Genomic DNA, 23,549 nt, shown 5'->3' with positions numbered 1-23,549 from the left:
CTCGCAAGGTCTTAGGCTGGAAGACACCATCAGAAGTCTACCTGGGTAAAAAGTTGCACTTGAGTTGACAATTCGTCGTAGCAAAAAAGACGGCCGCAGCCGTCTTTTAGGGTTCAATTCGATCAGTGCACCAGTGCGCGCTTCACACCGCGCCGCGCGAAGTCGGCTTGGTACTTGCACATGGTGGTGTAGATGCGCGCGGCCTCTTCGTCGTTGCCGCGCAGTTCGTACAGGCCGATCACCGGGGAGTTGAAGCGGCGCGCATAGTGCTTGGCGGTCAGGCCAAACTGCGCGTTGAAGTTCCGGTTGCCGCTGCCGATGATGCCTAGCAGATTGTCGAGGTTGGCATCGGCCAGCTCATCGCGAAAATCCAGCGTCATGACTTCCTTGTAGCCGTTGTTGATGCCATCGCCGCCGTCCAAGTAGGTGGGCACCATCGCAAAGAATGGCCCATCGAGCACGGTCGGATCAAAGCTTGGGGTGTATTCCACCGCGTTGATCAACGGCTGCGTCGCGTCCTTAGCGTGCACCGCTTCCGCGTAAGCACTCAGCCGCTTGGCAAAGGCCCGGGTGTTGCCAGAGATCGAAACGTAAAAAAGTGTCAGCATCACTTGTCGCCTTCTTCCGGGTCGGTGATCACGTCGATGTTGTAATCGTCATCCGCCATTGCCTCGACTTGCCCCAGCAGGTAACCATTGCCGACCTGGGAGAAGAAGTCATGGTTGGAGGTGGTGGTGTTGATCCCATTCATGATGATCGGGTTGACGTCACTGGCCGTGGTTGGGAACAGGCCGTCTTTGCCCAGGTTCATCAGCGCCTTGTTGGCGTTGTATTCCACGAAGGTCATCACTTCATCGGTCCAGCCGACCTGGTCGTAGCACAGGGCCGCGTACTTCTGCTCGTTTTCGTACAGCTTGTAGAGCAGGTCGTAGGCCCAGTCGTCTTGCGCCTGCTTCTGGGCGGCGGACAGCTGGTTGTAGGCGACCTGGTACTTGTAGCCGATGTAGGTGCCGTGAACGGACTCGTCACGCAAGATCAGCTTGATGATCTCGGCCACGTTGTTGAGCTTGTTGTTACCCAAGTAGTACAGCGGCGTGTAGAAGCCGGAGTAGAACAGGCAGGTTTCCAAGAAGACGTTGGCCACTTTTTTGTGCAGTGGGTCTGGATCGTTGCGGTACAGATCCACGATCCACTTGGCCTTGTTCTGAAGGAACTCCTCGGAGTCGGACCAGTCGAAGATCTCGTCGATTTCGGTCTGCGTGTTTAAGGTCGAGAAAATCGTCGAGTAGGACTTGGCGTGCACCGATTCCATGAACTGAATGTTGTTCAGCACGGCTTTCTCGTGAGGCGTAATGGCGCCTTGGGTCAGCGCACGCATGCCGTCTTGGCTCTGCACGGTGTCCAACAGCGTCAGACCCCCGAAGACGTGCCCAACGACCCACTGGTGGGTGCTGTCCAGCTCGCGCCAGTCGTCCATGTCGTTGGAAACCGGGATGCGCGTGTCCAGCCAAAACTGCTCGGTCAGCTTTTCCCACGTGGCCTTGTCCACGTCATCCGAGACGCGATCCCAGTTGATCGCCTTGTAGTTCTCATTGATTGTCATTGCGTGCTCCTTTTCCGCGCTGGAGATATCCGCGCATGTATGGTAGAGTAGAAGTTTGGCTCAGCACCAAAACATCAATATGTAGTCAATTCATTGACCGCAACCACAATATACAGTATTATACTGACATCGGCAACCATTTTTGCTGGTGGGATCACTAGCTATTATAACGGGCCCACCCACTGGGCCGCAAGGAGAGGAAACGCATGGGACTTAAGAGTATCGATCCAGAGCAGGTCACCTACTTCAAACTGAACAACGAGATCAACATCCCGGTCAACGGCCAGATTCCGCTTGAAAAAGACAAACAGGCGCTGGCCGCCTTCTTCAAGGAAAACGTCGCACCCAACACAATGCGCTTCGACTCCCTGAAGGAACGCCTAGACTACCTCGTGACCCACAACTACTATGAAGCGGCGTTCTTGGCCAAGTACACCGACGCCTTCAAGGAAGCACTCAACGCCTTTGTGCAAGACGCCGGGTTCACCTTCCAGTCCTTCATGGCCGCCTACAAGTTTTACGCGCAATACGCGCTCAAAACCGACGACAACGAGCAGTACCTTGAGGGCTTCCCGGACCGCGTGTTTGCCAACGCCTTGTTCTTTGCGGATGGCAATGAGAAGCTCGCGATGACGCTGGCGGATGAAATGATCCACCAGCGCTACCAGCCGGCCACGCCGTCGTTCCTGAACGCCGGCCGCGCCCGCCGCGGCGAGCTGGTGTCCTGTTTCCTGTTGCAGATCACGGATGACATGAACGCCATCGGCCGCGCGGTCAACTCCGCGCTGGAGCTGTCGCGCATCGGCGGCGGGGTCGGCATCACCCTGTCCAACCTGCGCGAAGGGGGCGCCCCGATCAAGGGCATTCAAGGCGCCGCCAGCGGCGTGTTGCCGGTCATGAAGCTCTTGGAGGACAGTTTCAGCTACTCCAACCAACTGGGTCAGCGCCAAGGCGCCGGGGTCGTTTACCTGAACGTGTTCCACCCCGACATCATCGCCTTTTTGGGCGCGAAAAAAGAAAACGCCGACGAAAAGTACCGGGTGAAGACGCTCAGCCTCGGTGTGATCGTGCCCGACAAGTTCTACGAGCTGGTCCGCACCGACGCCGACATGTACCTCTTCTCCCCATACTCCGTGGAGCGTGAGTACGGCCAGCCGTTCTCGTACATCGACATCACCGCCGAGTACGACAACCTGGTCGCCAACCCGAACATCACCAAGAAGAAGATCCGCGCCCGCGACCTTGAAACCGAGATCTCCAAGCTCCAGCAGGAATCCGGCTACCCGTACATTCTGAACGTGGACACGGCCAACGCCGCCTCCCCGGTCGCCGGCAAGATCATCATGAGCAACCTGTGCTCCGAGATCATGCAGGTGCAGACACCAAGCGTGCTGAACAACCGCCAGGAGTACGATGTGATGGGTACGGATGTCTCTTGCAACCTGGGCTCCACCAACATTCCGAACCTGATGCAGTCCCCGGACTTCGAGAAGAGTGTCGACGCTATGGTGCGCGCCTTGACCTTCGTCACGGACCACTCCGAGATCGATGTGGTGCCATCCGTCCAAAACGGCAACGACCTCGCTCACAGCATCGGCCTGGGTGCCATGGGCCTGCACACCTATTTTGCCAAGCACCACATGCACTACGGCAGCCCTGAATCGCTGGACTTCACGAGCCTGTACTTCATGCTGCTGAACTACTACACGTTGAAGGCCTCCAACCGGATCGCGCGCGAACGCAAGCAGGTGTTCCACAACTTCAAGGCCTCCAAGTACGCCAACGGCACGTACTTTGACCGCTACATCAACCGCGAGTGGGCGCCGCAGTTCCCTGAAGTGGCCGCGCAGTTCGAAGGCATTCACATTCCGACCCAGGCCGACTGGGCCGACCTGAAAGCAGCCGTGATGCAAGACGGCCTTTACCACCAGAACCGCATGGCGGTAGCGCCGAACGGGTCAATTTCCTACATCAACGACACCAGCTCCTCGCTGCACCCGATCGTTAACCGCATTGAAGACCGTCAGGAAAAAACCATCGGGACGATTTACTACCCAGCATCCGGTCTCGCCAATGACACACTGCCCTACTACAAGAGCGCCTATGACACCAACATGTGCAAGGTGATCGATGTGTACGCGGCCGCGCAGCAGCACGTCGACCAAGGGATGTCCATGACCCTCTTCATGCGCTCCATCATTCCGGCCGGCACCTACCCGTGGAAGGCCGGGCGCACCGACAAGATGACCACGCGGGATCTGAATATCCTGCGCAACTACGCGCACGCCAAGGGCCTCAAGTCGATTTACTACATCCGCACCTTCACCGATGACGCCGATGAGATCGGCGCCAACGCCTGCGAAAGCTGCAGTATCTGATCCTGCCGCCGAACTGATCAAAGCGCCGGGCACCCTCCTTGTGAGTGGCGCCCGGCGCTTTTTGAGTGACCGCCAGCGACTGGCGCTCACAGCAGCTGCTCAGGCTCCGGCCACGTTCAGCAAGATCGGCCGCCCGTAGTAGTAGCCTTGCACGACATCGGGCTGCGCCAGGGTAACCAGCGCCAGGTCAGCGCAGTGTTCCACCCCTTCCAGCGCAAACAACTTGTGGTCGGCGGTCGCCCGCTTGCGCCACAGCAACAGTTTTTGCCGCAACTGCGCACGCGTCAGCTTGGCGCGAAAATTCTGCAGGGCAAACTTGTACTCGCCGGTGTAAGGGCGTAGCGCGCGCACCAAGCACAGCTGGTTAGCACCCGAGCCTACGTCATCGATGACGACCACCACCCCCAGCTGGCCAAAGGCCTTGGCCGCCGCGACCAAGGCCGTGATCGGCACATTCTCAGCAGTTTCCGTCAACTCGACGTACAGGTTCATCGGCCGGTTGGCCTGCAGCGTCGCCAGCGCCCGGCAAAAATTGGGGTCCACGAACTGACGCTGGCTCAAGTTAAATGAGACCAGCGGCAACGTCTGCGGGATCGTGGCCAAGGTCTGCGCCAGCAGGTGCGCAATGGTAGCTGAACTGTAGGCGTTGAAGTCCGTGGGGCGCTGCCACGTCGCATGCGCATATTCCCGCAGCAGCAATTCATAGCCGACAAGGTGCGTCGGCGCGGCACCGGCGTATTTGGGTTGGCCGTAGTAGCGAAGCATGAGCAGTCCTCCTAGAAAGCAAAAAACGACCCTGACGCAACTTGGTTATGCGCACGGGTCGTATCATCAGATCGCAATGATTGAGCAATTTTATTCGGTTATCTCGGCTTTAATCCACGTGTAGGATGTGGTCGTAGCGAATGGCGGCGCGATCGAGTGGCGCTGCGGCACCTAGGTAACAGCCCTGAATCAGCGCGTGCGGCGCCTGCTGGCGCGCAAGCGCGAGCTCTGCTTCAGTTTCCACGCCAACGAGGACGAACCGTTTGTCAGCGGCCTGAGCCCGATCACGCCAAAACGAGAAGCGATCGCGCAAGTCCGCGGGTGACAGCCACCCCGCCAGCTCTTGCAGAGCAAATTTGTAACCCACGCACGCCGGCGTCAGTCCTTCAACGACCCCGGGCAGGTTCTGGCCACTCCCCACATCGTCGATCCACAGCGGCACCCCGGCCTCAGCGTAACGGTGCGCCGAGGCGACAAGCTCGCGCGTTGGCACCAGCGGGTCACGGGTTTCAGTCAACTCAACGACCAGCGACACCGGGCAACGCGCCTGAAGCGCAACGATTGCGGCCAGAAACGCCGGTCGCACAAACTGACGTGGGTGAAGATTGAACGCCACGTACGCCGCTTGCTGCGGTAGGGCGCGCACCGCGCGCATCACCAACTGGCGCAATTGGTCTGGGGTCATCGCCCCAACGTTTTCTGGTACCGTCCACACATCGCGATAGCGCGTGCGGGCCAGCAACTCATACCCCACGACTTGGGGTTGCGCATCCGGCAACGCAAAAATCGGTTGCGCAAAAAAGGTTAATGATCCCATGACAGTTCCCCCAAACACGTCACTTATGGGCAATTCGTGCCCACCAATCAGTACCCCTAAAATAGCAGTTTCAGACTACTTTTTCAATCTTTTTATTGGAATAACCGGATTTGACAAAATTGGTCCGCTGCCGCGTTGCGGTTGCCTTCATCGGGCGATCGCGGCTACCTGAAAACCGTGGCTATGCAAGTTTTTCCCTGGTCTTCTAACCGAGCACTCTCGATGACGTACTTTCCGACTTGCTTCCGTTCGGCTTCGCCTCGCTCCGCAGCAAAGCATGCTTACTTCCTTGCTTCCGTTCGGCTTCGCCTCGCGCCGCAGCAAAGCATGCTTACTTCTTTCCGGTCTTCGTCGAACGCCGCAAAGCAACGCAGGCGTGTCGTGCTTCCGTCCGGCCTTGCCGAACTCCGCAGGGCTCATGAAGCTGCGCTGCATGAGCTAGCTACGCAAACGCCCTCGGACCTAAATGCGGGTCCAAGGGCGTTTACTTGATCTGCCTGTTCGAACGCAGTGAGTTACAGGCAGACATGCGTTAGACAGGCTAGCCAGCCTGCTAAGTACGCTTCACCTCCGTCCGGCTACGCCGAACCCCGGTGGCGTGCAGGCTTCGCCGGCACGCATGCGCTGCTCTGATTCGTCGAGCGCCGTGGCGCATGAGGGTGCGGTCTAAGTCATCCTGCCCCTCGCGCCTAAGTACGGGCGCAAGCTTTTCCAAGGTCTTCTAACTGTGTCGCCTCGGCTGCGTACTTTCCGACTTGCTTACTTCTTTCCGATCTTCGTCGAGCGCCGCAAAGCAACGCAGAAGTAAATAGCTACGGCCCAGCACTCGGCCCCAAAGTACGGGGCCAAGCACTGGGCCTAGGCTATTTATTCTGCTAAGTGCGCTTTGCTCTGCTCTGGGTTACAGCGCCACGTTTCCTGAGAACTGACTGTTGTACAGGTCGGCGTAGAAGCCGTCCTTGGCCATCAGGGTGTCGTGGTTGCCGGTTTCGACGATGCTCCCGTGATTCATCACGATGATGTTGTCGGCGTCGCGGATGGTGCTCAGGCGGTGTGCCACAACGAAGCTCGTGCGGTCTTTGAGCAAGCGACCCATAGCGTGCTGAATGTGCACTTCGGTTCGGGTGTCCACGGAGCTGGTCGCTTCATCGAGGATCAGGATGTCGGGATCGGCCACGAAGGCGCGCGCGATGGTCAACAGCTGGCGCTGGCCTTGGGAAATATTGCCGGCGTCCTCATCGAGCACTGTGTTGTAGCCGTCTGGCAGCTGGCGGACAAAGTTGTCCACGTGCGCGGCCTTGCTGGCTTCAAGGATCTGCTCATCGGTGGCGTCTTCGCGCCCGTACTTGAGGTTATCCCAGATGGTGCCGGTGAACAGCCAGGTGTCTTGTAGCACCATGGCAAAATGACTGCGTAGGTCCTCGCGGCTCATGTCGCGAGTATCCACGCCATCGAGGCGAATGGAGCCGCCTTTGACATCGTAGAAACGCTCCAGCATGTTGATGACGGTGGTCTTCCCGGCACCGGTCGGCCCGACGATCGCGATCATCTGGCCGGGCTTAACTTCCAGGTTGTAATCGGTCATCAACAGTTCCGAGCCATCATAGCCAAACTTCACGTGGTCCATGACCAGCTTGTTCGGGTCGTTAGGCACGGCAGGCACGCCGCTTGGCTCGTTGGTCATATCCTGTTCATCCAGCACTTCAAAGACACGTTCGGCGGAGGCCACGGTGTTTTGGATCGTGTTGGCGAGGTTAGCCAGCTGCGAGATCGGCTGGGAGAACTGGGAGGTGTACTGCAGGAAGGCCTGCACATCCCCCAGGCTGACAGTCCCGTTGGCCACGTTGATCCCGCCGACAATGGCGACGAAGACGTAGCCGACGTTGTTCAAGAACATCATCAGCGGCATGATGATACCGGAGACGAACTGCGCCTTCCACGCGGCATTGAAGAACTTCTCGTTTTCTTCGTCAAAGGCCGCCATCGCGACTTGCTCGCGGTTGAAGGACTTCAGCACGACCTGCCCGGCGTAGTTTTCCTCGACCTGGTTGTTCAGCAGCCCGAGGGCCTTTTGCTGAGCGGCGAAGAAGCGCTGCGACTTTGGCGCCACGATACCGACGATCACGAGGGACAGCGGAATGGTGATCAGCGCGATCAGCGTCATTTTCCACGAGATCGACAGCATCATCCACAGCGTCCCGATGAAAGTGAAGGCGGAGGTGACCATCTGGGTCAGGCTCTGCTGCAGCGTCGAGGCGATGTTGTCCATATCGTTGATGGCGCGGGACATGATATCCCCATTGCTGTGCGTGTCGTAGTAATTGATCGGCACGGTCTGCATCTTGGCCTTGAGCTCCTTGCGCAGGTCGTAAACGGTGCGCTGGGAGACGCGGGTCATGATGTACTGCTGCATGAAGCTGAAGAACGCGCTGGCCACATACATCAGGATGACAAGGATGACGATCTCTTTGATCTTGTCAAAATTGATCGGGAACTGGGTCATCTTGATGCCGGCCTTTTGCTGCGCGACCCCTTTCATGTAGCCCTTGAAGATTTCCGTGGTGGCCTGCCCCAGGATCTTCGGCGTGCGGATCTGGAAAATCGTTGCGGCGATCGCGAACACCAGCACGATGAAGATGCCGAGCAGGCGGGACTTCATGTAGCCAAACAGGCGGAAGGTGGTGCCCCAGAAGTTCTTGGGCTTTTCGACGAGCCCGCCGCGACCGCCGGGCCCGTGCCCACGGCCTGGCCCCATTGCGGGCCGGCTAGATTTGTTTTCTGCCATTAGGCTTCATCCCCCTCTCGGATCTGCGACTTGATGATCTCTTGATAGGTGGCATTGTTGGCCTTCAGCTCAGCGTGCGTGCCGCGGCCGACCATCTTGCCGTCCTCCAGTACCACGATAGTGTCGGCATCCGCCACAGTCGAGACGCGTTGGCCAACGATGACCACGATCTTCTGTGAGATCTGGGGGTCGTTGCGCAGGGCCGCGCGCAGCATGGCGTCGGTCTTGAAGTCCAGCGCGGAAAACGAGTCATCGAACACGTATACACTGGCGTCTTTGACCAACGCACGCGCGATCGCGAGGCGCTGGCGCTGACCGCCGGAGAAGTTGCCCCCACCCTGTTCCACGTGGTAATCGAGGCCTTCCGGGTTAGCCTCGATGAAGTCGCGCGACTGCGCGATTTCAAGCGCGTGCCAGATCTCATCATCGGTGGCGTTCGGGTTCCCGTACAGCATGTTCTCGCGCACGGTGCCAGAGAACAGCACCGCCTTTTGCGGCACGAAGGCCACCGCGTGGTGCAGGGCCTGCAGGTCAACGGCATTGACCGGCACCCCGTTGAGGGTCACGGCGCCTTTTTCCACGTCGTAAAAGCGCGGGATCAGGTTGATCATGGTGGTCTTCCCGCTCCCGGTACCGCCGATGATGGCCAGCGTCTGGCCGGCCGTCATGGCGACGTCGATGCCTTCAAGCGCCGGCCGCTCAGCCCCATGATAGCGGAAGTCCACGTGGTCGAACTGCAGCGCCGGCGTGTCGCCCAGCGGCTTCGGGTCAGCCGGCGTGGTGATCGTGGTGGTCTGATCGAGCACTTCGTTGATGCGGACCGCGGAGGCTTGAGCGCGCGGAATGAACATGAAGATCATGGCGAGCATCATGAAGCTCATCAGGATCTGCATCGCGTAGGTGATGAACGCGATCATGTTCCCGGTTTCAAGGGCCTGGGTGGCGATCAGGTGACCGCCCCACCAGGTGATCCCGATGTTGGTCCCGGACATGATCAGCGTCATGATCGGGAAGCCCAGCGCCATGATGGTGTTGACCTTCACCGCGTTGTTGGTGTAGTCCTTGTTGGCGCCGTCGAACCGATCCTGCTCGAACTGATCCTGCCGGAAGGCGCGAATGACACGCACCCCGGTCAGGCCTTCACGGAACACCAGGTTGATCTTATCGGTTTTGGTCTGCATCGCCTTGAACAGCGGCACAGCGAAGTACATCAAAGTCGCCATGAAGATCAGCATGATCGGGATGACGATGACGAACACAAGCGTCAGCGTGTGGTTCTTCTGGTAGGCCAAGAAGCTTGCCCCAACCAGCATGATCGGCGCCATGATCATCATGCGCAGGATCATCATCCAGGCGTTTTGCAGCTGGGTGACATCGTTGGTCGTACGGGTGATCAGAGAACTGGTGCCTACTGCGTCCATCTCATCGTGCGAGTAGTTGATGACCTTACGGTACACGTCGCGGCGCACGTTTTGCCCCAGCTTCTGGGACGTGCGGGCGGCCAGAAAAACGTTTCCCGTAGCGGCCAAAACGGAGAGGATGGCAAAGGCGATCATCTTCATCCCCGTCTGCCAGATGTAGTCGGTGTCGCCCAGTGCGACCCCTTTGTTGACAATATCGGCGGTCAGGTTCGGCAGGTAAAGACTGGCGATGACCTGAACGATCATGAAGCCCACGGCCCCGAGGACCGCCCAGCCGGACATGCGCCCTTTGGCGAGTTTAATCACGTGTTAACTCCTCCTTTGAGACCACGCCGTACTGCAGCCAATCGAGCAGCTGCGCCAGGCGCGTTTTCACCACGTCGATCGGCAGGAATTCCCCTGCCGCACGGCGGTTGTAGTAATGGCCGATGGTCTGCATGAACAGCCCCATCACCTGGCGGACGAGCATCCGCAGATCCTCATCCGACTGGACGCGCAGGTGGCTGCGGTCCACATGGTCAACGAGGTACTGCGTCATCTGGCCCTCCCCGTGCGGCGGTCGCGCCGCCGTTGGGTTGAGCTTGGCCGCCGAGTGGAAGTCCATGTACATGAAGACATTGGCGTAAAACTCAGCGTATTCACCGTCCAAAATGTTGTCGATGAAGCGGTCAAACAGATCCGCCATCGCGGCAAAGAAGTCCCCGTGATGCGCATCCAGGCCGTCTTGTAGCGCGGTTTCCGTCTGTTCCTTCATCCGCGTCAGCAGGTAAAAGAAGACGTCCCCCTTATCCTCGAAGTATTGATAGAAGCTGCCGCGGGGGATCCCCGCGTCTTTAATAATGTTTGAGATGCTGGCCTCTGCAAACGGCGCCCGCGCAAACTCGACGTAGGCCGCCTTGATGAGACGCATCCGTTTCTCTTCCGCAAGCCGGAAGAAGGTTGGTTTTGGCATCACGATCTCCTTTCTAACCAGAGCGAAGCGGCGCGGTTATGAGGGTCGGGCCATGACGGCCTGACGCTTGCGCCCGCACTTAGGCGCGAGGGGCAGGATGGCTTGGCACGCACCCTCATGCGCCACGTCGCTCGACGAGCCAGCGAAGTAGCGTGGTTATAAGAGCCAGTCTTTGCTTCCAGTCTACCGCCCTGATGGCACTTCTCACCACCGCGCAAGCTTCTCATGACGGCGAAAATAAAAATGACAGCCTGTCATGTGACAAGTTGTCATTATACGCGCTTCTGACTTATTTTCAACCAGTTTTCTGATGCGTTCACATAAAATTCATAATTTAATCATCCGCTCGCGACGCTTGATCGGACGTTGCCGGTGCGCCATTCAGCGCCAGCAACGCCCGTTTGGCGGTCAGGTTGACCCCCAGCACCTGCCAGTCGGTCCCGGTCACATCGATGCGGGTCACGCTGGTGTTTTTCAGTAAGGTGGTGGGCAGCTTGCTGGCATCAAGCTGATAGACCAAGGCGCTCAGGATGACCCCGTGCGCCACCACGAGCACGTTGCCCCCATCAGGGGTGGCGGCCACGATGGCTTGCATCGCGGCGCGCACACGAGCCAGCAGCGCCGGTAGGCTTTCCGCTTGGCCGGTGTCGTCCATGCGCTGGAAGTTGCGGATCAGTTGCGCGAACTTGTCTGCGCCCGTCCACACCCGCGCCATCGTCAGCGCGCCATAGCGCTGAATCGAGCGGCGGACCAGCTGCGCGTTGGTCACCCCTTCCAAGCCACCGAAGTAATACTCGCGCAGGCCACTGCTGGTGTGAAGCATCGGCGCGTCTGGCTGTTGCGCCAAGATGTACTTGGCCGTGGTCATCGCGCGGTTGCGATCGGAGCTGTACGCCGCGTCAAAATGGGTCGGCGCCAGTAACGCACCCAGCCGCGCCGCTGACGCTGTGCCTTTGTCCGTCAGGGGCGCATCGCTGAAGCCTTGCAGCCGCTGCGCCTTGTTCATCAATGTTTCCCCGTGCCGCACGAGGTATAAATGGACTGTCATACGCAAACCGCCTTTCTGTACAAGTCGTTTCTTTCATGGTATCATACTGGCCGTAACTCCCCCAGGGACTAAAGTCGGAGGTGGCTCAATGAAAATCGCGCCGTTGCTTATCGCGTATTTACAATCGCATCCTAAGAGCTACACCCTGGTCAGGCGCGGGTACCTGAACGCCATTTCGTTCTCGCTCCCGGACACCCTGATCTTTCCTTACCACCAGAACTTCTTCCCGCTCGATCGGCTCAACGCTTTTCGCGTGGAAGACGAGTTCCTGGTGCAACATAAAGCGCTCGTGCGCTGGCTGGCCGAGCTGATCGACCCAGACCAGCCGCCGGTGCCCAGCGAAATCTGGCTGACGCTCAGCCACATCGGCCAATCGCAGACGCTTCTGGTTGAGGTGTCTTTTGAATAGATCCTTCAACCAACTGCGCGGCCGCGCTGTCCAGGCGGCCATCTTGGCAGCCCTGCTGTGGCTGTCAGCGCTTGCGTTTGACTGGCCGTGGCTCCTGTTTGGCGTCTTGGCCACCATTGGGTACGGCGTCGCCTGTCTCGCATACGCCACGTTTCTCTGGTGGCTGAACCGCCGTTAGGTCAAAGCGGCCAGCATCCTTCAATTGGAGGGATGCTGGCCGCTTTGGCGTTATTTGCGGTTGCGAAGCTTGGCGGCGATCTTCGGGGAATGAATGAAGTAATCCACGCCGAGCGCAAGAATGATCACAAAAATCAGTGCTTTCGCCCAAAGCTGGCTCAGGTCGTCGCGGAAGAACCACGCCCCAAGCAAAACGGCAAGAATGACCAGCTGGTCGATGATCTGGCGCCCCAGGTCACGCGTATTTTGCTGCATGCTGAGTCCTCCTCTTTTGAGATACCCTTACTCTAACACGTTTGCCCCCTTCCCGGAAGCGGTTGCGGTATAATTGAAGTAGACTGAAAAGGAGACCCAGCTATGGAGATGCGGCTCACCCATGACCAGTTCCAGCGTATCGTCGCCGGGACCAAGACCATCGAGATTCGCCTGAACGACGCCAAGCGCCAACAGTTGCGTATCGGTGACGCGCTGACCTTCACCGACCTGCTCACCGGCGACACGCACACTGTGCAGCTCAGCGCCATCGCGCACTTCGCCACGTTTGCCGCACTGTATCGGCGCTACGGTGGCCTGCAAGTCGGCAGCGCGCCAACGGACTCGGTCGCCCAGATGGTTACCGAGACCTACCAGCTCTACACCCCGGCGCAGGAGGCCGAATTCGGCGTCCTGGCGCTTCACCCTAAGGAGGTTCCTGATGAAAAGTGAATGGCGGAAAGCCGAAAAAACCACCTACCTGCCCAAGCGCATTGCCTTGATCGACGTCCCCCAGATGACCTATGTCACCCTGAACGGCGCCGGCGACCCGAACACCCCGGCATTTGGAGAACAGATCCAAGCGCTGTACGTGCTCAGCTACACGCTACGCATGGGCCTGAAGAAGGGCAGCTACGGCCTGCCACCGCTGGAATACACCGTGTACCCGCTGGAAGGCGTCTGGACCACCAGCGACGGCTCCCGCGACAGCAACCTGAACAAGGCCGCCTTGGTCTACAAGATCATGATCCGCCAACCCGACTGCGTGACCCCGGCGTTTTTTGAAACGGCCCTGGCCCAGGCGCTGGCTAAGAAGCCGGTGCCTTACCTCGCCGACCTACGCCTCGAGCAGCTCACCGATGGCCCCTGCGTTCAAACCGTGCACGTCGGCCCCTACGATGACGAACCGGCCACTTTTGCCCAGCTCCACGCCTTCTGCGCGGCGCACGGTCTGACCAACTCGTGCTTGCTTGGCGACTACAGCCACAGGGAGATCTACCTTTCGGACGCACGCCGCGTCGCGCCGGCGAAGCAGAAAACCACGCTGCGACTGGCCGTCGCCCCCCAATAAAAGGGCCAACTCAGGCGGTCCTCGCCATGGTCGTGCTGGGCAACCAGACGCTTCACCCCCTCCCCGGCAACGTGCCAGCTACCCGGTCCCGCTTGGTAGCATCCGACGACGACTGACCGCTGCGCCGCCGGAGACGCGCACCGGCACGCCAGGCAACTGTACAGGCTAGACCCCGCGCTGGGCATGCCAGTACCACACACTAACGGGCCCTGTCCGGAATGGCGACCACCATTCCAGACAGGACCCGTTTTTGGCCTGGGGCGCGATGCCGCCCAAGCCCCCTGTTCAACACCCCGCGCGGTCGTCCAATCGGCGGGTGACCGCCGACAGCCAAAAAGGCGGCCTTCGCGATGAAGGCCGCCTTTGGTCTGCGCACAAGGCGCGACGATTAGCTGGGGGATGCTCAAAAAGAGCAGCGTCAATCAATTAGGTTGAAGGATCGCCATTTTATTCCGCTCGTAGTGCGATGGCCGCGTCCTTCTTGGCCGCCATGCGCGCTGGCACGTGCCCGCCGAGGATCGTCAGGATGGTGCTGATGACCACCAGCACGAGCGCATGCGTCGGATTGAGCTGCGCCACGCCGCTCAGGCTGGTCACCTTCAGCAGCACCGCGTTGATCGGGAAGGTCAGGGCCCAGGCTACGAAAATCCCGAACAGCCCGGCCCCAAAGCCGAGGATGAAGGTTTCCGCATCAAAGACCCGGGTGATGTCCTTCTTGCGCGCCCCCAGCGCTTTGAGCACCCCAATTTCCTTGGTGCGCTCCAAGACGCTGGTGTAGGTGATGATCGCGATCATGATCATCGAGGTGACTAGGCTGATGCCGGCGAAGGCCACCAGCACGTAGGTGATCGCGTCCATTAACCCACCGGTCATGTCGGAAACGGTGCCGGCCAGGTCCGTGTAGATGACTCGATCCGCCTTTTTCTTCCCCTTGTTGTACTTGTCGAGGTAGCTGAGCACCTTATCCTTGTCCTTGAAATTGGTCGGGTAGATCTGAATGGCGCTTGGCGTCGACTTGGCGCCCAGGCTTGCCAGCCAGGCGCTGCGCGTCGCGGCATCCATGCGCGCCCCAGTCATCACGTTGGTTTCGCTGGCTGTTTGCGCGGTCACGATGGCGGAGTCCTCATTAGCGGTCATCACGGCCTTAGTCAACGCCGCGCTGTACGCCACGCCGCTGGCCAGCAAGCCATCGGAGTTCTTAGACTTCACGCGCAAGATCCCGGTCACCGTCAGCGTCTTGGTCCCAGATTGGCTCGCCGCCTTGGCGAGGTCCTGCGTCGGAATGAAGTTGCCGGTGGGCAGCTGCTGGTAGTAATCGTCATTGGCGATCAACTGCAGCTTCGTGCCGACCAGCTCGTTGAACTTGAGCTTAGTCCCTTCCTTGGGGCTGAAGCCGAGGTTTTTGAGCGCGTTGATGTTCAGCGAGTTGTCCTTGTTGACGACCAGCACGATGTCGGTCGCCTTGGTCGGGTAACGGCCGGCGATCACCTTATAGTACGTCTTCAAAAAAGACTGGCCGCCGCTGCGGTCGATCGGATACACCGAGCCACCGATGCCGGTCGAGGCCGCCATCATCGCGCTAGCATTCACAGCGTTGCTGTCGGGGTCCGAGGTCGAGAAGCTGACGGTTTCGTAGGTCCCATTGACCTTGCGCACCAGATTCAGGCCGGTGCCGTAGGTCGTCGCGATGTTCTTGGCGTCTTTTTTCGGCATCGCGTTGACGTAATCCAGATACTTTTGGCTCAGCTTGTTGATGTGCTGCGCCTTATCCGCGTCGCTCTTCTCCGCCGTCACGTACTGGTGCTTGGAGAAGGTCTTCTGCTGGGTCCCGGTCATCATCGCGTTGGTATCGGTGCCCACCTGCGCGATGGTCACCGGCATCGAGGCCATCGCCTCACTTTGGGTCTTATCGATCTGCTTTTGGAAGCCGTTGGACAGCGCCAGCACGACCGCGATGCCGATGATTCCAATGCTGGAGGCGAACACGGTCAAAAACGTGCGGCCCTTCTTGGTGCGAATGTTGTTGAAGCTCAGCTTCAGCGCGGTCCAGTAGCTCATCTTGGTGCGGTTGAGCTTGAACTCGTCGCCTTTTTCGCCTTCCACGTGCGGATTGGAGTCTTTGCGGATCTGGCCATCGGCAAACTCGATCACGCGGTCGGCGTACTTGTGCGCCAGCTGCGGGTTGTGCGTCACCATGATGACCAACCGCTCGCGCGACAGCTCCTGGATCAGCTTCATGATCTCCTCGGAGGTTTCGGAATCCAGCGCCCCGGTCGGCTCATCGGCCAGCAAGATCTCCGGGTCATTGGCGATGGCCCGGGCGATGGCCACGCGCTGCATCTGCCCACCGGACAGCTGTGAAGGGTTCTTGTGCATGTGGTCCTTCAGCCCGACGCGAATCAGCGCGTCTTCCGCGCGCCGTTTCTTCTCCGCCGCCGGCACCCCGGACAGCGTCATCCCCATCTCCACGTTTTCCATAATGGATAGGTGTGAGATCAGGTTGTAGGACTGGAAAATGAACCCGACCGAGTTATTGCGGTAGGCGTCCCAGTCGGCGTCCTTGAAGTCCTTGGTCGACTTGCCCTTGATCACCAGGTCGCCAGAGTCGTAGCGGTCCAGGCCGCCGATGATGTTGAGCATGGTCGTCTTCCCGGAGCCACTGGGGCCCAGGATGGCGACGAATTCCTGCTTGCGAAAGGCAACGGAAACATCGTCTTGCGCCTTGGTCAGCGTGTCGCCAACGTGGTAGTACTTCTTAATGTGTTTGAGTTCGAGCACTGTCTTCACTTCTTTCACGAGATTCCCGCACCAGCGGACAACTGAGTATTCTCCCACGTCAATGAACGCGGGCCATCAGCCCTGAGACCGATTCTGACACGGTGTCATGTTCTCATTATACACGCTTTCCCGCCTCGCGCGGCCAGTCGCAGCCACGCGACACGCAAAAAGAGGCCGTGATCGGCCCCTTGTCACATTACTTGGTCGCGCCTTGGACGCGCTTTTCGTACGTGCGCACGATGTCAAAGTTGCTGTCCTTGCTCGTCACATAGCCTTCGTGGCCGTAGACGTCAGACACGATGGCATGGCCCGCCTTGGACTTGGCGATCTTGATGAATGCCGCGGCCAGCTTCTTGCGGAAGGCCGGACTCAGATCTTTTTGCACCGAAATGGTGTCGTTCGGGATCGGCTTGGTGAAGTAGATCGGCACCACCTTAGTCATGATGTCCGGCACGTCGTTTTTGACCACGGTGCGGGCATCCTCCCAGACAAACGCCGCATCGGTGTCACCGTTCAGCACGGCCATCACCCCTTGATCGTGGCCCTTGACCGTGACCAGCGTCGCATCCTTGGCGACGTCCACGCCCTTCGCCTTGAGCTCGGCAGCCGGCCAGATGTAGCCTGACGAACTGGTCACTTCCTGCACGGCGATTTTTTTGCCCTTCAGGTCAGCGATGGACTTGATGCCGCTGTTGGCCTTGACCAGAATTTCGGTGCGGTACGAGTCAACCAGCTTATCGGAGGTCTTCCCGCCTGGCTGCACCACGCCGAAGCGCTGCGCCTGGAGCAACACATCCGCGGCGCCCTGCTTGTGGGCCTGCACGTAACCATCCGGCGGCAAAAAACCCACCTGCACCTGCTTGGACTTCATCGCCTCAACGATCGAATTGTAGTCCGTGGAAACCGACACCTTGACCGGGAGCCCCAGCTCTTTTTGCAACAACTTGGCCAGCGGCTTCGCCTTAGCTTCCAGCGTGTTTGCCTGCTGCGACGGCACAAACTGCACGTTCAATTCCTTTGGCGTGCTGTCCGCCTCAGCCTTCTTCTGGCTGCCGCACGCGGCGAGCGTCATCACGGCGGCCAGGCTGACCCCGGCCCATAAAACCCGTTTGAAATTCATCGAAAGTCCTCCAAAGTGTTTTTTGTTCGTGAATTCGTGAACGGATTAATCATAGCACAGGTGTCTTGACAGGGTCATTTGAGCCCAATGAAACTTTCGTGAGTGTCCCGCGCACGCCCTACCATTACCCCCGAATCGCGGTTCGGCGAGCGACGTGGCGCATCAGGGGGGCTAAGTCATTCTGACAGCCGTGGAAAGCCCACCCCTTATAACCGCGCCACGCCACGCTGGGAACAAAAAACCGCCGATGCCAGCACCATCGACGGTTGAACCCAAAGCTGAATTACCGGTTAATTGACCGCGCCATCCGTTGCAGGGCATGACGCTCCCCCCGAATGGCTTTGCTCATCGCATAAATATTCTCGAACGGGGACTGAACGCCCCAGGCCGCATCCCCGACATGCTGAATGTCTACGCCTAGGATCTTGTTACGGATGGCGACGGCCTGAATATAGCTGGCCCCGCTCCCTTCCTGACTCGTGCCGATGGTGCTCATCACCAGTGCCCCGTTTGCGTGGGCCAGCTGGACGATCGTCTTGAGGTCGGCATCATCCAAGCCCGGCACCGTCCCCACCGCTGGCACCAAAATCACGTCGGCGCCGGCATCAAGGAAGGCCTGCGTCGCGTCAATGCTGACCACCGGCTCGTTGACGCCGGCCCCATGCATCTTACCCGCGATGATCAGGCCATGGAACACGCGCTTGGCCACCTTGATGTTGGCGGCAATCTGCGCGTTTGTTACCCCAGTGCCCGGGTTGCCGGTCAGGCAGACGAAGTTCAGGCCGAGCGCTTGCGCTGCCGCCAACGTTTCTTCGCTAGCCATCCGGCCTGCTGGAATCACCAGCCGGTTTTCCGCCATGTCGGCGGCCGGATCAACGGGCTCCAGGTTGACCCCGATCGGTCGACCGACCAGGTGCTGAAGGCGGTGGATCACCTCACCGTCCAAGTGCGGTTGAGCCGTTGCCAGCGTCTCCTCCCCCGGGTACAAGCCCAGGATGACCGGCTTCAACACGTCCAGCGCGTTGAGCAGAATCAGGTCCGCCCCAAACGCCGCCGCGTACTCGCTCGTCGTCAGGCCATCCATCGCCTCGTGTGTCACGACGTTCTCGGACAGCACCACGCGGCCCTCTGACGCCTTAATGCTCTGCTTAAGCGCTGCCCCATCCATTGCCAGCACGTCGCTGGCATCTGCACTGATTAACCGTTTGACCATTTTTGCCATTCCTTTCCGCCACTTGCGTTTGTTCTTCTCCATTGTACACGGATGGGAATCGCTTTCAAAGGGCCCCAGGTCTAAAGGCGCCGCACTAGGCCGGCCAGCACGGCACTGACCCCCAGCAGGCCCAGACTCATCGCAAACGCGGCCTGATTTAGGCCCCACCACACCGTCAGGCGGTCAGGTGCTAGCCACCACATGAGGCCAAACAGCCCCACCAGCAGGCCGATCGCCACCGGTGCGCCGGCCAGCATTTGTTTGAAGTCGGCTGAAGACAGGCTGGCCCCCAGGCTCAACAGGCCGCACACCACGACCCAGGCCGCCACCCAGCCCCAGCGTGGGGTCAGCGTTTGCCAGCTGATCTGCGCCCATGGCTGCCCCGCCCACCAGGCGCGTTTGCCCAAAAGCAAGATGACTAGGCTCGCCGCCCACACCGGTGCCCCGGCCGCCCAAAACAACCCGAGTCGCTGCCAAAGCGCGTGCCGCTTCAACCGAAACGTCACGTGCCCCGCGCTGCGCGCATCCGCTCGCAGCGAAAATTCCGCAATGCGCAGGCCAAACAACCGCCCCACCACGGCGTGTGCGAGCTCATGAAACAGTAACCCCGGGCGCGCCAGCCACAGCTGGGGACTGGCCGTGCCCGTCCGGTTCACGAGCCGCTGTAGCGTGGCGTCATTGAGCCACGTCAAGCCGGCGGCCAGCCCGACCAGTAACAGAAAACTGAAGCCCACGGTTTGGCTGAAGATGAGTAGCATTGAGAAGGCCTCCTTAGGTCGTCGCCGATCACGCACAACCAAACAGGCCGCACTGGGTTTCGACCCCAGTGCGACCCATGTGCTGACGCAAAAATTACTTTACTGCGACAGGGGGGACTCGAACCCTCTACCTATGGTTTAGGAAACCATTGCTCTATCCAGGTGAGCTACTATCGCAAACTCCATTATTATACGGGTTTTCACGTGGGCGCGCAATCACCGTCAGTCCTTGATCTGCACCGAAGCAAAGCGCTGGACCGTGTGGATCGCATCGAGGTCGTTCTCGGTGATGGCCAGCGTGTTCAGGATCAGGCTGTCGCGATCCGTGTAGGCGAGGCGATTGCTGTCATCCGCCGCGATAATGACATGCGTCGGGTCATCATCATCTAGGATGCGAATCACTTGGGTGGGATTCAGAGCAGTGTGGCCCTCCCCCTTAACCGTAAACCAGGTCGCGCCGAAGCGTTCAAGGACGAACCGAAGCGTATTTTTCATTTTTTTCACCTCTAGAGTTACGATACCACATCCAGTGACGTGTCGCATGTGCCGGCTGCTTGGTGCTCATAACACTGGCGACAAAAAAACAGCCCGGACTCAACGCTTGCGCGTAAGTCCGGGCCGCTCCTATGGCGTCAAACGCTAGACATGCAAAGACACCATATTTCGTTGCACCGCAATATGCCGGTTGCTGTGCAAGTTCAATATAACACTGTTGACGCCGAAGCAAAAGACTTTTCTGAAAATTTTCACCAACCGAACAACCGCGCCGCCGTGGCAGGCCCGACGATCCCATCCACAACAAGTCCCTGTGCCGCCTGAAATTGCCGTACCGCCGCGGCAGTAGCGAACCCAAACCGGCCGTCTAAGATCAGGGTCGCGCCGCGGATGATCAACGCGCTTTGGATCAGCTGTGTGAGGGGCCCTACTGCTCCCAGCGCAATGTTGCGCATGGCCGCCTTGGTCAGCGGGCCGAACAGCCCGTCCACCACCAGTTGGCGGCCAAACTGCCGGTTGAGCTCCGTCTGCACGCCGCGCACCACCGCGCGCCGCGTCATCAGCCCCGCCACGTTATCCACGGCGAGGTTTGCCTGATAGGCTTGGTTGAGCCACTGCTGAATGGGGGCGATCAGCCCGACCAGCACCGGCGCTTGCCCCGTTGCCAAGGCCGCCCAGTCGCGCGCGGTGCCCATGAACACGTTGAGATCTAAGTTCTCGGGCCAGCCGGCCAGCCGCCCCGTTGAGGTGTACTGAAACATCTCGTAACGTGGCCAGTGTTTCAGCGGCTGCGGCAGCGCACGCGGCTGGTACCCGCTCACCGTGCCGTTGTTGTACTGGGCGATCCACAGGCCATACCCACCGGCCACGACCGGCGCCCAGTTGCGTGTGCCTTCCTCTGACAGGTTCGTGTACACCAGCGGCCGAATCCCGGTCGCGGCCGCCACCGCCTGCAAAAAGCCCAGCCCGCGCGTCGGCCCCAGGTCGCTCAGCAACGGGCCGTCCTCAATATCGAGCGCCAGCACCACCTGCCCGAGGTAAGGGCGAACCGCACGCAAGAAGTACGCGGCCTCGCTGGCCGGTGCCGCCATGCGCATGTAGTGATACAAGCCAATCTGCTTCCCACTCCCCTGCGCCTGGCGAATGTGCGCTTCCATCACCGGGTTCACGTAGGTCGTACCTTCCGTTGCCTTGATCATCACAAAATCCGCTGCCACTGCGCTGAGATCGATGAAGTGGCCAGCGCTACGATTGTTACTTGAAACATCGAAACCATTCTGGGTCATTGGGTCGTCCTCCTTTAGGTGTGATACTCAAAGAAGCACGGAACCCGCACAAAAGTGACGCAAAATCGTCAATAAATTCTAAACGCCCCCAGACCGGTGATGGTCTGAGGGCGTCCAAATGGCGCGAATTAACCTTGATACTGCTGTTCGATCGCGTCCAGCATCATTTTGATGCGCCGCTTGCGGCCTCGGCCAAGCAGCAGCATCATCAGCATCTGATTATAATCCTGCATGCGCTGCTGATGCGCGGTGTTCTCGGTGTACGTGATCTTCGTGCCGTTGTCTTGGGTCTCCTGCAAGGCGTACTCGACCCAGTAAGTCGTGCGCGCGGTGCGCGTCTCAAACGCGTAGACACGGTTTTTGTCCGCCTTCGTGATCTTGACCCGACCGCGGCCGCGCTTACCCAGCGGCTTTTGGTATTCGTAGTTGAGCAGTGACCCGGCAGCGATGGTGTTGCCGGTGGCCTGCTTGATGTCGTAAACCACGGAATCGATGATGGTCTGGTAGACATAGCCGACGGGTGCGTTAATGGTGTGAACGAGTTGCATAGTTGACCCTCCTGTGTGCGGTGGTTCAAAATGGTACCGCTTTAATCCTAGTTTACTATTTTGGATTGGTAGGTACAAGTCTGGCCTTGTCGGTCCCTGGCTGTGTGGCCAGGCCCCCCCCGCTCAGTAGCCCTTTGCCACGAGCTGCCACTGGTCCCCGCACTGCTTCGCCACCACCAGAATGTTGTGCGTCTGAGGGTCACGATCAGGCCATGTCACTGTTGCCTGGACCGGATCGCTTGGGGTCAACACCATGCTGGCGGGTTCCCCGCCAGCAGTCAACAACGCCTGCACCGATGCCCCTCAAGTCTAGCCGAGGTGGTCGTTGGCCACAAAAAAAGACGCGCTATTGCCCGCGTCTTCGGTCACGCTAAGCTTGCTTTGGCTTGCGCTTGCCCTTGTTCTTCTGGTCACGCGCACGCACCTTCTTGTGCTTCTTGGTCGCGACTGGCGCCGCTTCCGGGATCGGTTTTGGGGCCACTCGCTTCGGCTTCGCGACCGGCTTAGACCCCGCCGCTGTCGCTGTCTCAGCGGTCGCCGGCGTCACCGCGGCCTCGCGCGCCGGTGGGGTCGTACTCAGCTTACCATCCGTCAGGAAACCGCGGACAATGTGGTACTGCGGCACCAGCTTGCGCAAGTCACGGCGGTCGTGGTCGTCGCCGATCGTGATAACATCCCCGCTGGCGCCCATGCGACCGGTGCGCCCGGCGCGATGAATGTAGGCCTCAGCGCGCTTAGGTGTCTGATAGTTGATGACGGCCGGGAGCTTGGGAATGTCCAGGCCGCGGCCGGCCAGGTCGGTGACCAGCAGCAGCGTCAGCTTGCCCTTGCGAAAATCGGTCAGCGCCTTGGCCCGGTTGGCCGCTCGGTCGTTCTTAGACAGCACGGCAAAGCGAATCTGCTGGTGCGACAGCGTGCGGGCGACTTTTTCCATCACGGCGTTCTGGTTGAAAAACACCAGCGCCTGAAACTTGTCGAGGTGGGCAAGGTGCCGCAGCCAGGTTTCGCGGTGGGCGTTGTCCGTCTGCACGAACAGGTGGCGCACCGCGCCCTGGGTGTGGTCAATGGCGCGCACGTCGATGACGCGCACATCCTGGCCGAACCACTTGGCGAGGTCTGAGAACATCGGGCTCGGCGTCGCGGAGAAAAAGCCGAGCTGCACATCGGCCGGCGCTTCCATCGCCAAGTCGCGCACCTGGCTCAGCCCCGGCTCGCGCAGCAGCTCATCAGCCTCATCGACCACCAGCGTCTGCAGGGTGTGTAGCCGCACGCGACCGGCCGAAACGAGCTCCAGCAGGCGACCGGCTGTGGCCACGAGGACCTCCGGCTTTTTCTTCAGCTGCTCGACTTGGCGCTTCACGTTGGCCGAGCCGGTGATACCGACGATCGACAGGTTCACCGCTTGGGCGTACGGCCGCAAGACGTCACGCGTCTGCACGGCCAGCTCCTGGGACGGGGACAAAATAATCAGCTGGACACCATCCCCCGGCACCAGCTTCTCCAGCAGTGGCAGGCCGAACGCCAGCGTTTTGCCGGAGCCGGTCGGGGCCAGGCCAACGATCGACTCATCGGCCTTCAGCGGCGCGTACACCGCCTCTTGGATCGGGGTTTCCTCAGTGAACCCCGCCTGGTGCCAAAGATCTGCAAATACGGTTGAAATACTCAAGTTATC

Annotated in this window: 23 protein-coding genes and 1 tRNA gene; 5 read left to right on the top strand and 19 right to left on the bottom strand. The window is 59.6% G+C overall.

The annotated features are described in order from the left end of the window. Positions 1-122: 122 nt before the first annotated feature. Entirely contained in the window at positions 123-608 is a 486-nt protein-coding gene (locus tag EKM88_RS11795) for a class Ib ribonucleoside-diphosphate reductase assembly flavoprotein NrdI (protein ID WP_125706403.1), read from the bottom strand. Then, on the bottom strand, positions 608-1,603 hold the full coding sequence (gene nrdF, locus EKM88_RS11790; protein WP_125706401.1) for a class 1b ribonucleoside-diphosphate reductase subunit beta: 996 nt from the start codon (positions 1,601-1,603) through the stop codon (positions 608-610). The genes EKM88_RS11795 and nrdF overlap by 1 nt, the downstream gene beginning before the upstream one ends. Positions 1,604-1,809: 206 nt before the next feature. On the opposite strand from nrdF, the gene nrdE reads away from it, so the two are divergent. Beyond that, positions 1,810-3,981: a class 1b ribonucleoside-diphosphate reductase subunit alpha gene (nrdE, locus tag EKM88_RS11785; protein ID WP_125706399.1), complete on the top strand. Its 2,172-nt coding sequence runs from the start codon at positions 1,810-1,812 to the stop codon at positions 3,979-3,981. A gap of 99 nt (positions 3,982-4,080) precedes the next feature. On the opposite strand, the gene EKM88_RS11780 is transcribed toward nrdE, so the two are convergent. The 6 genes from EKM88_RS11780 to EKM88_RS11755 all read right to left on the bottom strand — a co-directional run bounded on the left by EKM88_RS11780 (position 4,081) and on the right by EKM88_RS11755 (position 11,769). Further along, on the bottom strand, positions 4,081-4,746 hold the full coding sequence (locus tag EKM88_RS11780; protein ID WP_125706397.1) for an EAL domain-containing protein: 666 nt from the start codon (positions 4,744-4,746) through the stop codon (positions 4,081-4,083). A 109-nt stretch (positions 4,747-4,855) separates the two neighbouring features. After that, positions 4,856-5,563 (bottom strand): EAL domain-containing protein, encoded by a 708-nt coding sequence (locus EKM88_RS11775; protein ID WP_125706395.1) that lies wholly within the window; start codon positions 5,561-5,563, stop codon positions 4,856-4,858. A gap of 901 nt (positions 5,564-6,464) precedes the next feature. Further along, a complete protein-coding gene (locus EKM88_RS11770) occupies positions 6,465-8,348 on the bottom strand; it encodes an ABC transporter ATP-binding protein (protein WP_125706393.1) in 1,884 nt (627 codons plus the stop codon). Continuing rightward, positions 8,348-10,075 carry an ABC transporter ATP-binding protein gene (locus tag EKM88_RS11765; RefSeq protein ID WP_125706391.1) on the bottom strand — a complete coding sequence of 576 codons (1,728 nt, stop codon included), beginning with the start codon at positions 10,073-10,075 and terminating at the stop codon, positions 8,348-8,350. Before EKM88_RS11765 ends, EKM88_RS11770 begins: the two co-directional genes overlap by 1 nt. Continuing rightward, positions 10,068-10,721, bottom strand: a complete 654-nt coding sequence (locus EKM88_RS11760) for a TetR family transcriptional regulator (protein ID WP_125706389.1) — start codon at positions 10,719-10,721, stop codon at positions 10,068-10,070. The genes EKM88_RS11765 and EKM88_RS11760 overlap by 8 nt, the downstream gene beginning before the upstream one ends. A 334-nt stretch (positions 10,722-11,055) precedes the next feature. After that, positions 11,056-11,769, bottom strand: coding sequence for a histidine phosphatase family protein (locus tag EKM88_RS11755; protein ID WP_125706387.1), 714 nt, complete (start codon positions 11,767-11,769; stop codon positions 11,056-11,058). 88 nt (positions 11,770-11,857) lie between these two features. Between EKM88_RS11755 and EKM88_RS11750 the strand changes: the two genes are divergently transcribed. Next, entirely contained in the window at positions 11,858-12,178 is a 321-nt protein-coding gene (locus tag EKM88_RS11750) for a hypothetical protein (RefSeq protein WP_125706385.1), read from the top strand. Continuing rightward, on the top strand, positions 12,171-12,356 hold the full coding sequence (locus tag EKM88_RS11745; RefSeq protein ID WP_125706383.1) for a hypothetical protein: 186 nt from the start codon (positions 12,171-12,173) through the stop codon (positions 12,354-12,356). The genes EKM88_RS11750 and EKM88_RS11745 overlap by 8 nt, the downstream gene beginning before the upstream one ends. 50 nt (positions 12,357-12,406) lie before the next feature. Here EKM88_RS11745 and EKM88_RS11740 read toward each other — a convergent pair whose 3' ends face one another. Beyond that, on the bottom strand, positions 12,407-12,610 hold the full coding sequence (locus tag EKM88_RS11740; protein WP_125706381.1) for a hypothetical protein: 204 nt from the start codon (positions 12,608-12,610) through the stop codon (positions 12,407-12,409). A 102-nt stretch (positions 12,611-12,712) separates the two neighbouring features. On the opposite strand from EKM88_RS11740, the gene EKM88_RS11735 reads away from it, so the two are divergent. Both EKM88_RS11735 and EKM88_RS11730 read left to right on the top strand, forming a co-directional pair. Next, entirely contained in the window at positions 12,713-13,060 is a 348-nt protein-coding gene (locus EKM88_RS11735; protein ID WP_125706379.1) for an ASCH domain-containing protein, read from the top strand. Continuing rightward, a complete protein-coding gene (locus EKM88_RS11730; RefSeq protein WP_125706378.1) occupies positions 13,050-13,679 on the top strand; it encodes a GyrI-like domain-containing protein in 630 nt (209 codons plus the stop codon). The genes EKM88_RS11735 and EKM88_RS11730 overlap by 11 nt, the downstream gene beginning before the upstream one ends. A gap of 447 nt (positions 13,680-14,126) precedes the next feature. Here the strand turns inward: EKM88_RS11730 and EKM88_RS11725 are convergent, their stop codons facing one another. From EKM88_RS11725 to EKM88_RS11685, 10 genes are all read right to left on the bottom strand, one after another. Next, on the bottom strand, positions 14,127-16,457 hold the full coding sequence (locus tag EKM88_RS11725) for an ABC transporter ATP-binding protein/permease (RefSeq protein WP_125706376.1): 2,331 nt from the start codon (positions 16,455-16,457) through the stop codon (positions 14,127-14,129). A gap of 196 nt (positions 16,458-16,653) precedes the next feature. Further along, positions 16,654-17,577 (bottom strand): phosphate/phosphite/phosphonate ABC transporter substrate-binding protein, encoded by a 924-nt coding sequence (phnD, locus tag EKM88_RS11720; protein ID WP_125706374.1) that lies wholly within the window; start codon positions 17,575-17,577, stop codon positions 16,654-16,656. 283 nt (positions 17,578-17,860) lie between these two features. Beyond that, positions 17,861-18,790, bottom strand: a complete 930-nt coding sequence (locus EKM88_RS11715; protein WP_125706371.1) for a DUF7916 family protein — start codon at positions 18,788-18,790, stop codon at positions 17,861-17,863. Between the two features lie 80 nt (positions 18,791-18,870). Then, a complete protein-coding gene (locus tag EKM88_RS11710) occupies positions 18,871-19,548 on the bottom strand; it encodes a hypothetical protein (RefSeq protein ID WP_125706369.1) in 678 nt (225 codons plus the stop codon). A 103-nt stretch (positions 19,549-19,651) separates the two neighbouring features. Continuing rightward, positions 19,652-19,725, bottom strand: a tRNA-Arg gene (locus tag EKM88_RS11705). Between the two features lie 45 nt (positions 19,726-19,770). Next, positions 19,771-20,043 carry a hypothetical protein gene (locus tag EKM88_RS11700; protein WP_125706367.1) on the bottom strand — a complete coding sequence of 91 codons (273 nt, stop codon included), beginning with the start codon at positions 20,041-20,043 and terminating at the stop codon, positions 19,771-19,773. 251 nt (positions 20,044-20,294) lie between these two features. Then, positions 20,295-21,329 (bottom strand): GH25 family lysozyme, encoded by a 1,035-nt coding sequence (locus EKM88_RS11695; RefSeq protein ID WP_125706365.1) that lies wholly within the window; start codon positions 21,327-21,329, stop codon positions 20,295-20,297. A 128-nt stretch (positions 21,330-21,457) separates the two neighbouring features. Continuing rightward, positions 21,458-21,877 (bottom strand): DUF3284 domain-containing protein, encoded by a 420-nt coding sequence (locus EKM88_RS11690; RefSeq protein ID WP_125706360.1) that lies wholly within the window; start codon positions 21,875-21,877, stop codon positions 21,458-21,460. 123 nt (positions 21,878-22,000) lie between these two features. Then, the gene (locus tag EKM88_RS13365; protein ID WP_164512094.1) at positions 22,001-22,171 is read right to left on the bottom strand and encodes a hypothetical protein; all 171 of its coding nucleotides are present in this window, start codon (positions 22,169-22,171) and stop codon (positions 22,001-22,003) included. Between the two features lie 76 nt (positions 22,172-22,247). Beyond that, positions 22,248-23,543 (bottom strand): DEAD/DEAH box helicase, encoded by a 1,296-nt coding sequence (locus tag EKM88_RS11685; RefSeq protein ID WP_125706357.1) that lies wholly within the window; start codon positions 23,541-23,543, stop codon positions 22,248-22,250. Between the last annotated feature and the right edge of the window lie 6 nt (positions 23,544-23,549).

Source organism: Lacticaseibacillus daqingensis, from assembly GCF_003946115.1.
GTDB classification, from domain to species: domain Bacteria; phylum Bacillota; class Bacilli; order Lactobacillales; family Lactobacillaceae; genus Lacticaseibacillus; species Lacticaseibacillus daqingensis.
This window is presented reverse-complemented; position numbering and strand designations above follow the sequence as displayed.

Excerpts from the sequence above, each read along its gene's own strand:
- EKM88_RS11755 (WP_125706387.1), bottom strand. The coding sequence starts at position 11,769 with ATGACAGTCCATTTATACCTCGTGCGGCACGGGGAAACATTGATGAAC.
- EKM88_RS11715 (WP_125706371.1), bottom strand. The coding sequence starts at position 18,790 with ATGGTCAAACGGTTAATCAGTGCAGATGCCAGCGACGTGCTGGCAATG.
- EKM88_RS11780 (WP_125706397.1), bottom strand. The coding sequence starts at position 4,746 with ATGCTTCGCTACTACGGCCAACCCAAATACGCCGGTGCCGCGCCGACG.
- EKM88_RS11740 (WP_125706381.1), bottom strand. The coding sequence starts at position 12,610 with ATGCAGCAAAATACGCGTGACCTGGGGCGCCAGATCATCGACCAGCTG.
- EKM88_RS11690 (WP_125706360.1), bottom strand. The coding sequence starts at position 21,877 with ATGCAACTCGTTCACACCATTAACGCACCCGTCGGCTATGTCTACCAG.
- EKM88_RS11775 (WP_125706395.1), bottom strand. The coding sequence starts at position 5,563 with ATGGGATCATTAACCTTTTTTGCGCAACCGATTTTTGCGTTGCCGGAT.
- EKM88_RS11730 (WP_125706378.1), top strand. The coding sequence starts at position 13,050 with ATGAAAAGTGAATGGCGGAAAGCCGAAAAAACCACCTACCTGCCCAAG.
- nrdE (WP_125706399.1), top strand. The coding sequence starts at position 1,810 with ATGGGACTTAAGAGTATCGATCCAGAGCAGGTCACCTACTTCAAACTG.
- EKM88_RS11770 (WP_125706393.1), bottom strand. The coding sequence starts at position 8,348 with ATGGCAGAAAACAAATCTAGCCGGCCCGCAATGGGGCCAGGCCGTGGG.
- EKM88_RS11710 (WP_125706369.1), bottom strand. The coding sequence starts at position 19,548 with ATGCTACTCATCTTCAGCCAAACCGTGGGCTTCAGTTTTCTGTTACTG.
- EKM88_RS11795 (WP_125706403.1), bottom strand. The coding sequence starts at position 608 with ATGCTGACACTTTTTTACGTTTCGATCTCTGGCAACACCCGGGCCTTT.
- EKM88_RS11700 (WP_125706367.1), bottom strand. The coding sequence starts at position 20,043 with ATGAAAAATACGCTTCGGTTCGTCCTTGAACGCTTCGGCGCGACCTGG.
- phnD (WP_125706374.1), bottom strand. The coding sequence starts at position 17,577 with ATGAATTTCAAACGGGTTTTATGGGCCGGGGTCAGCCTGGCCGCCGTG.
- EKM88_RS11695 (WP_125706365.1), bottom strand. The coding sequence starts at position 21,329 with ATGACCCAGAATGGTTTCGATGTTTCAAGTAACAATCGTAGCGCTGGC.
- EKM88_RS11760 (WP_125706389.1), bottom strand. The coding sequence starts at position 10,721 with ATGCCAAAACCAACCTTCTTCCGGCTTGCGGAAGAGAAACGGATGCGT.
- nrdF (WP_125706401.1), bottom strand. The coding sequence starts at position 1,603 with ATGACAATCAATGAGAACTACAAGGCGATCAACTGGGATCGCGTCTCG.
- EKM88_RS11735 (WP_125706379.1), top strand. The coding sequence starts at position 12,713 with ATGGAGATGCGGCTCACCCATGACCAGTTCCAGCGTATCGTCGCCGGG.
- EKM88_RS11750 (WP_125706385.1), top strand. The coding sequence starts at position 11,858 with ATGAAAATCGCGCCGTTGCTTATCGCGTATTTACAATCGCATCCTAAG.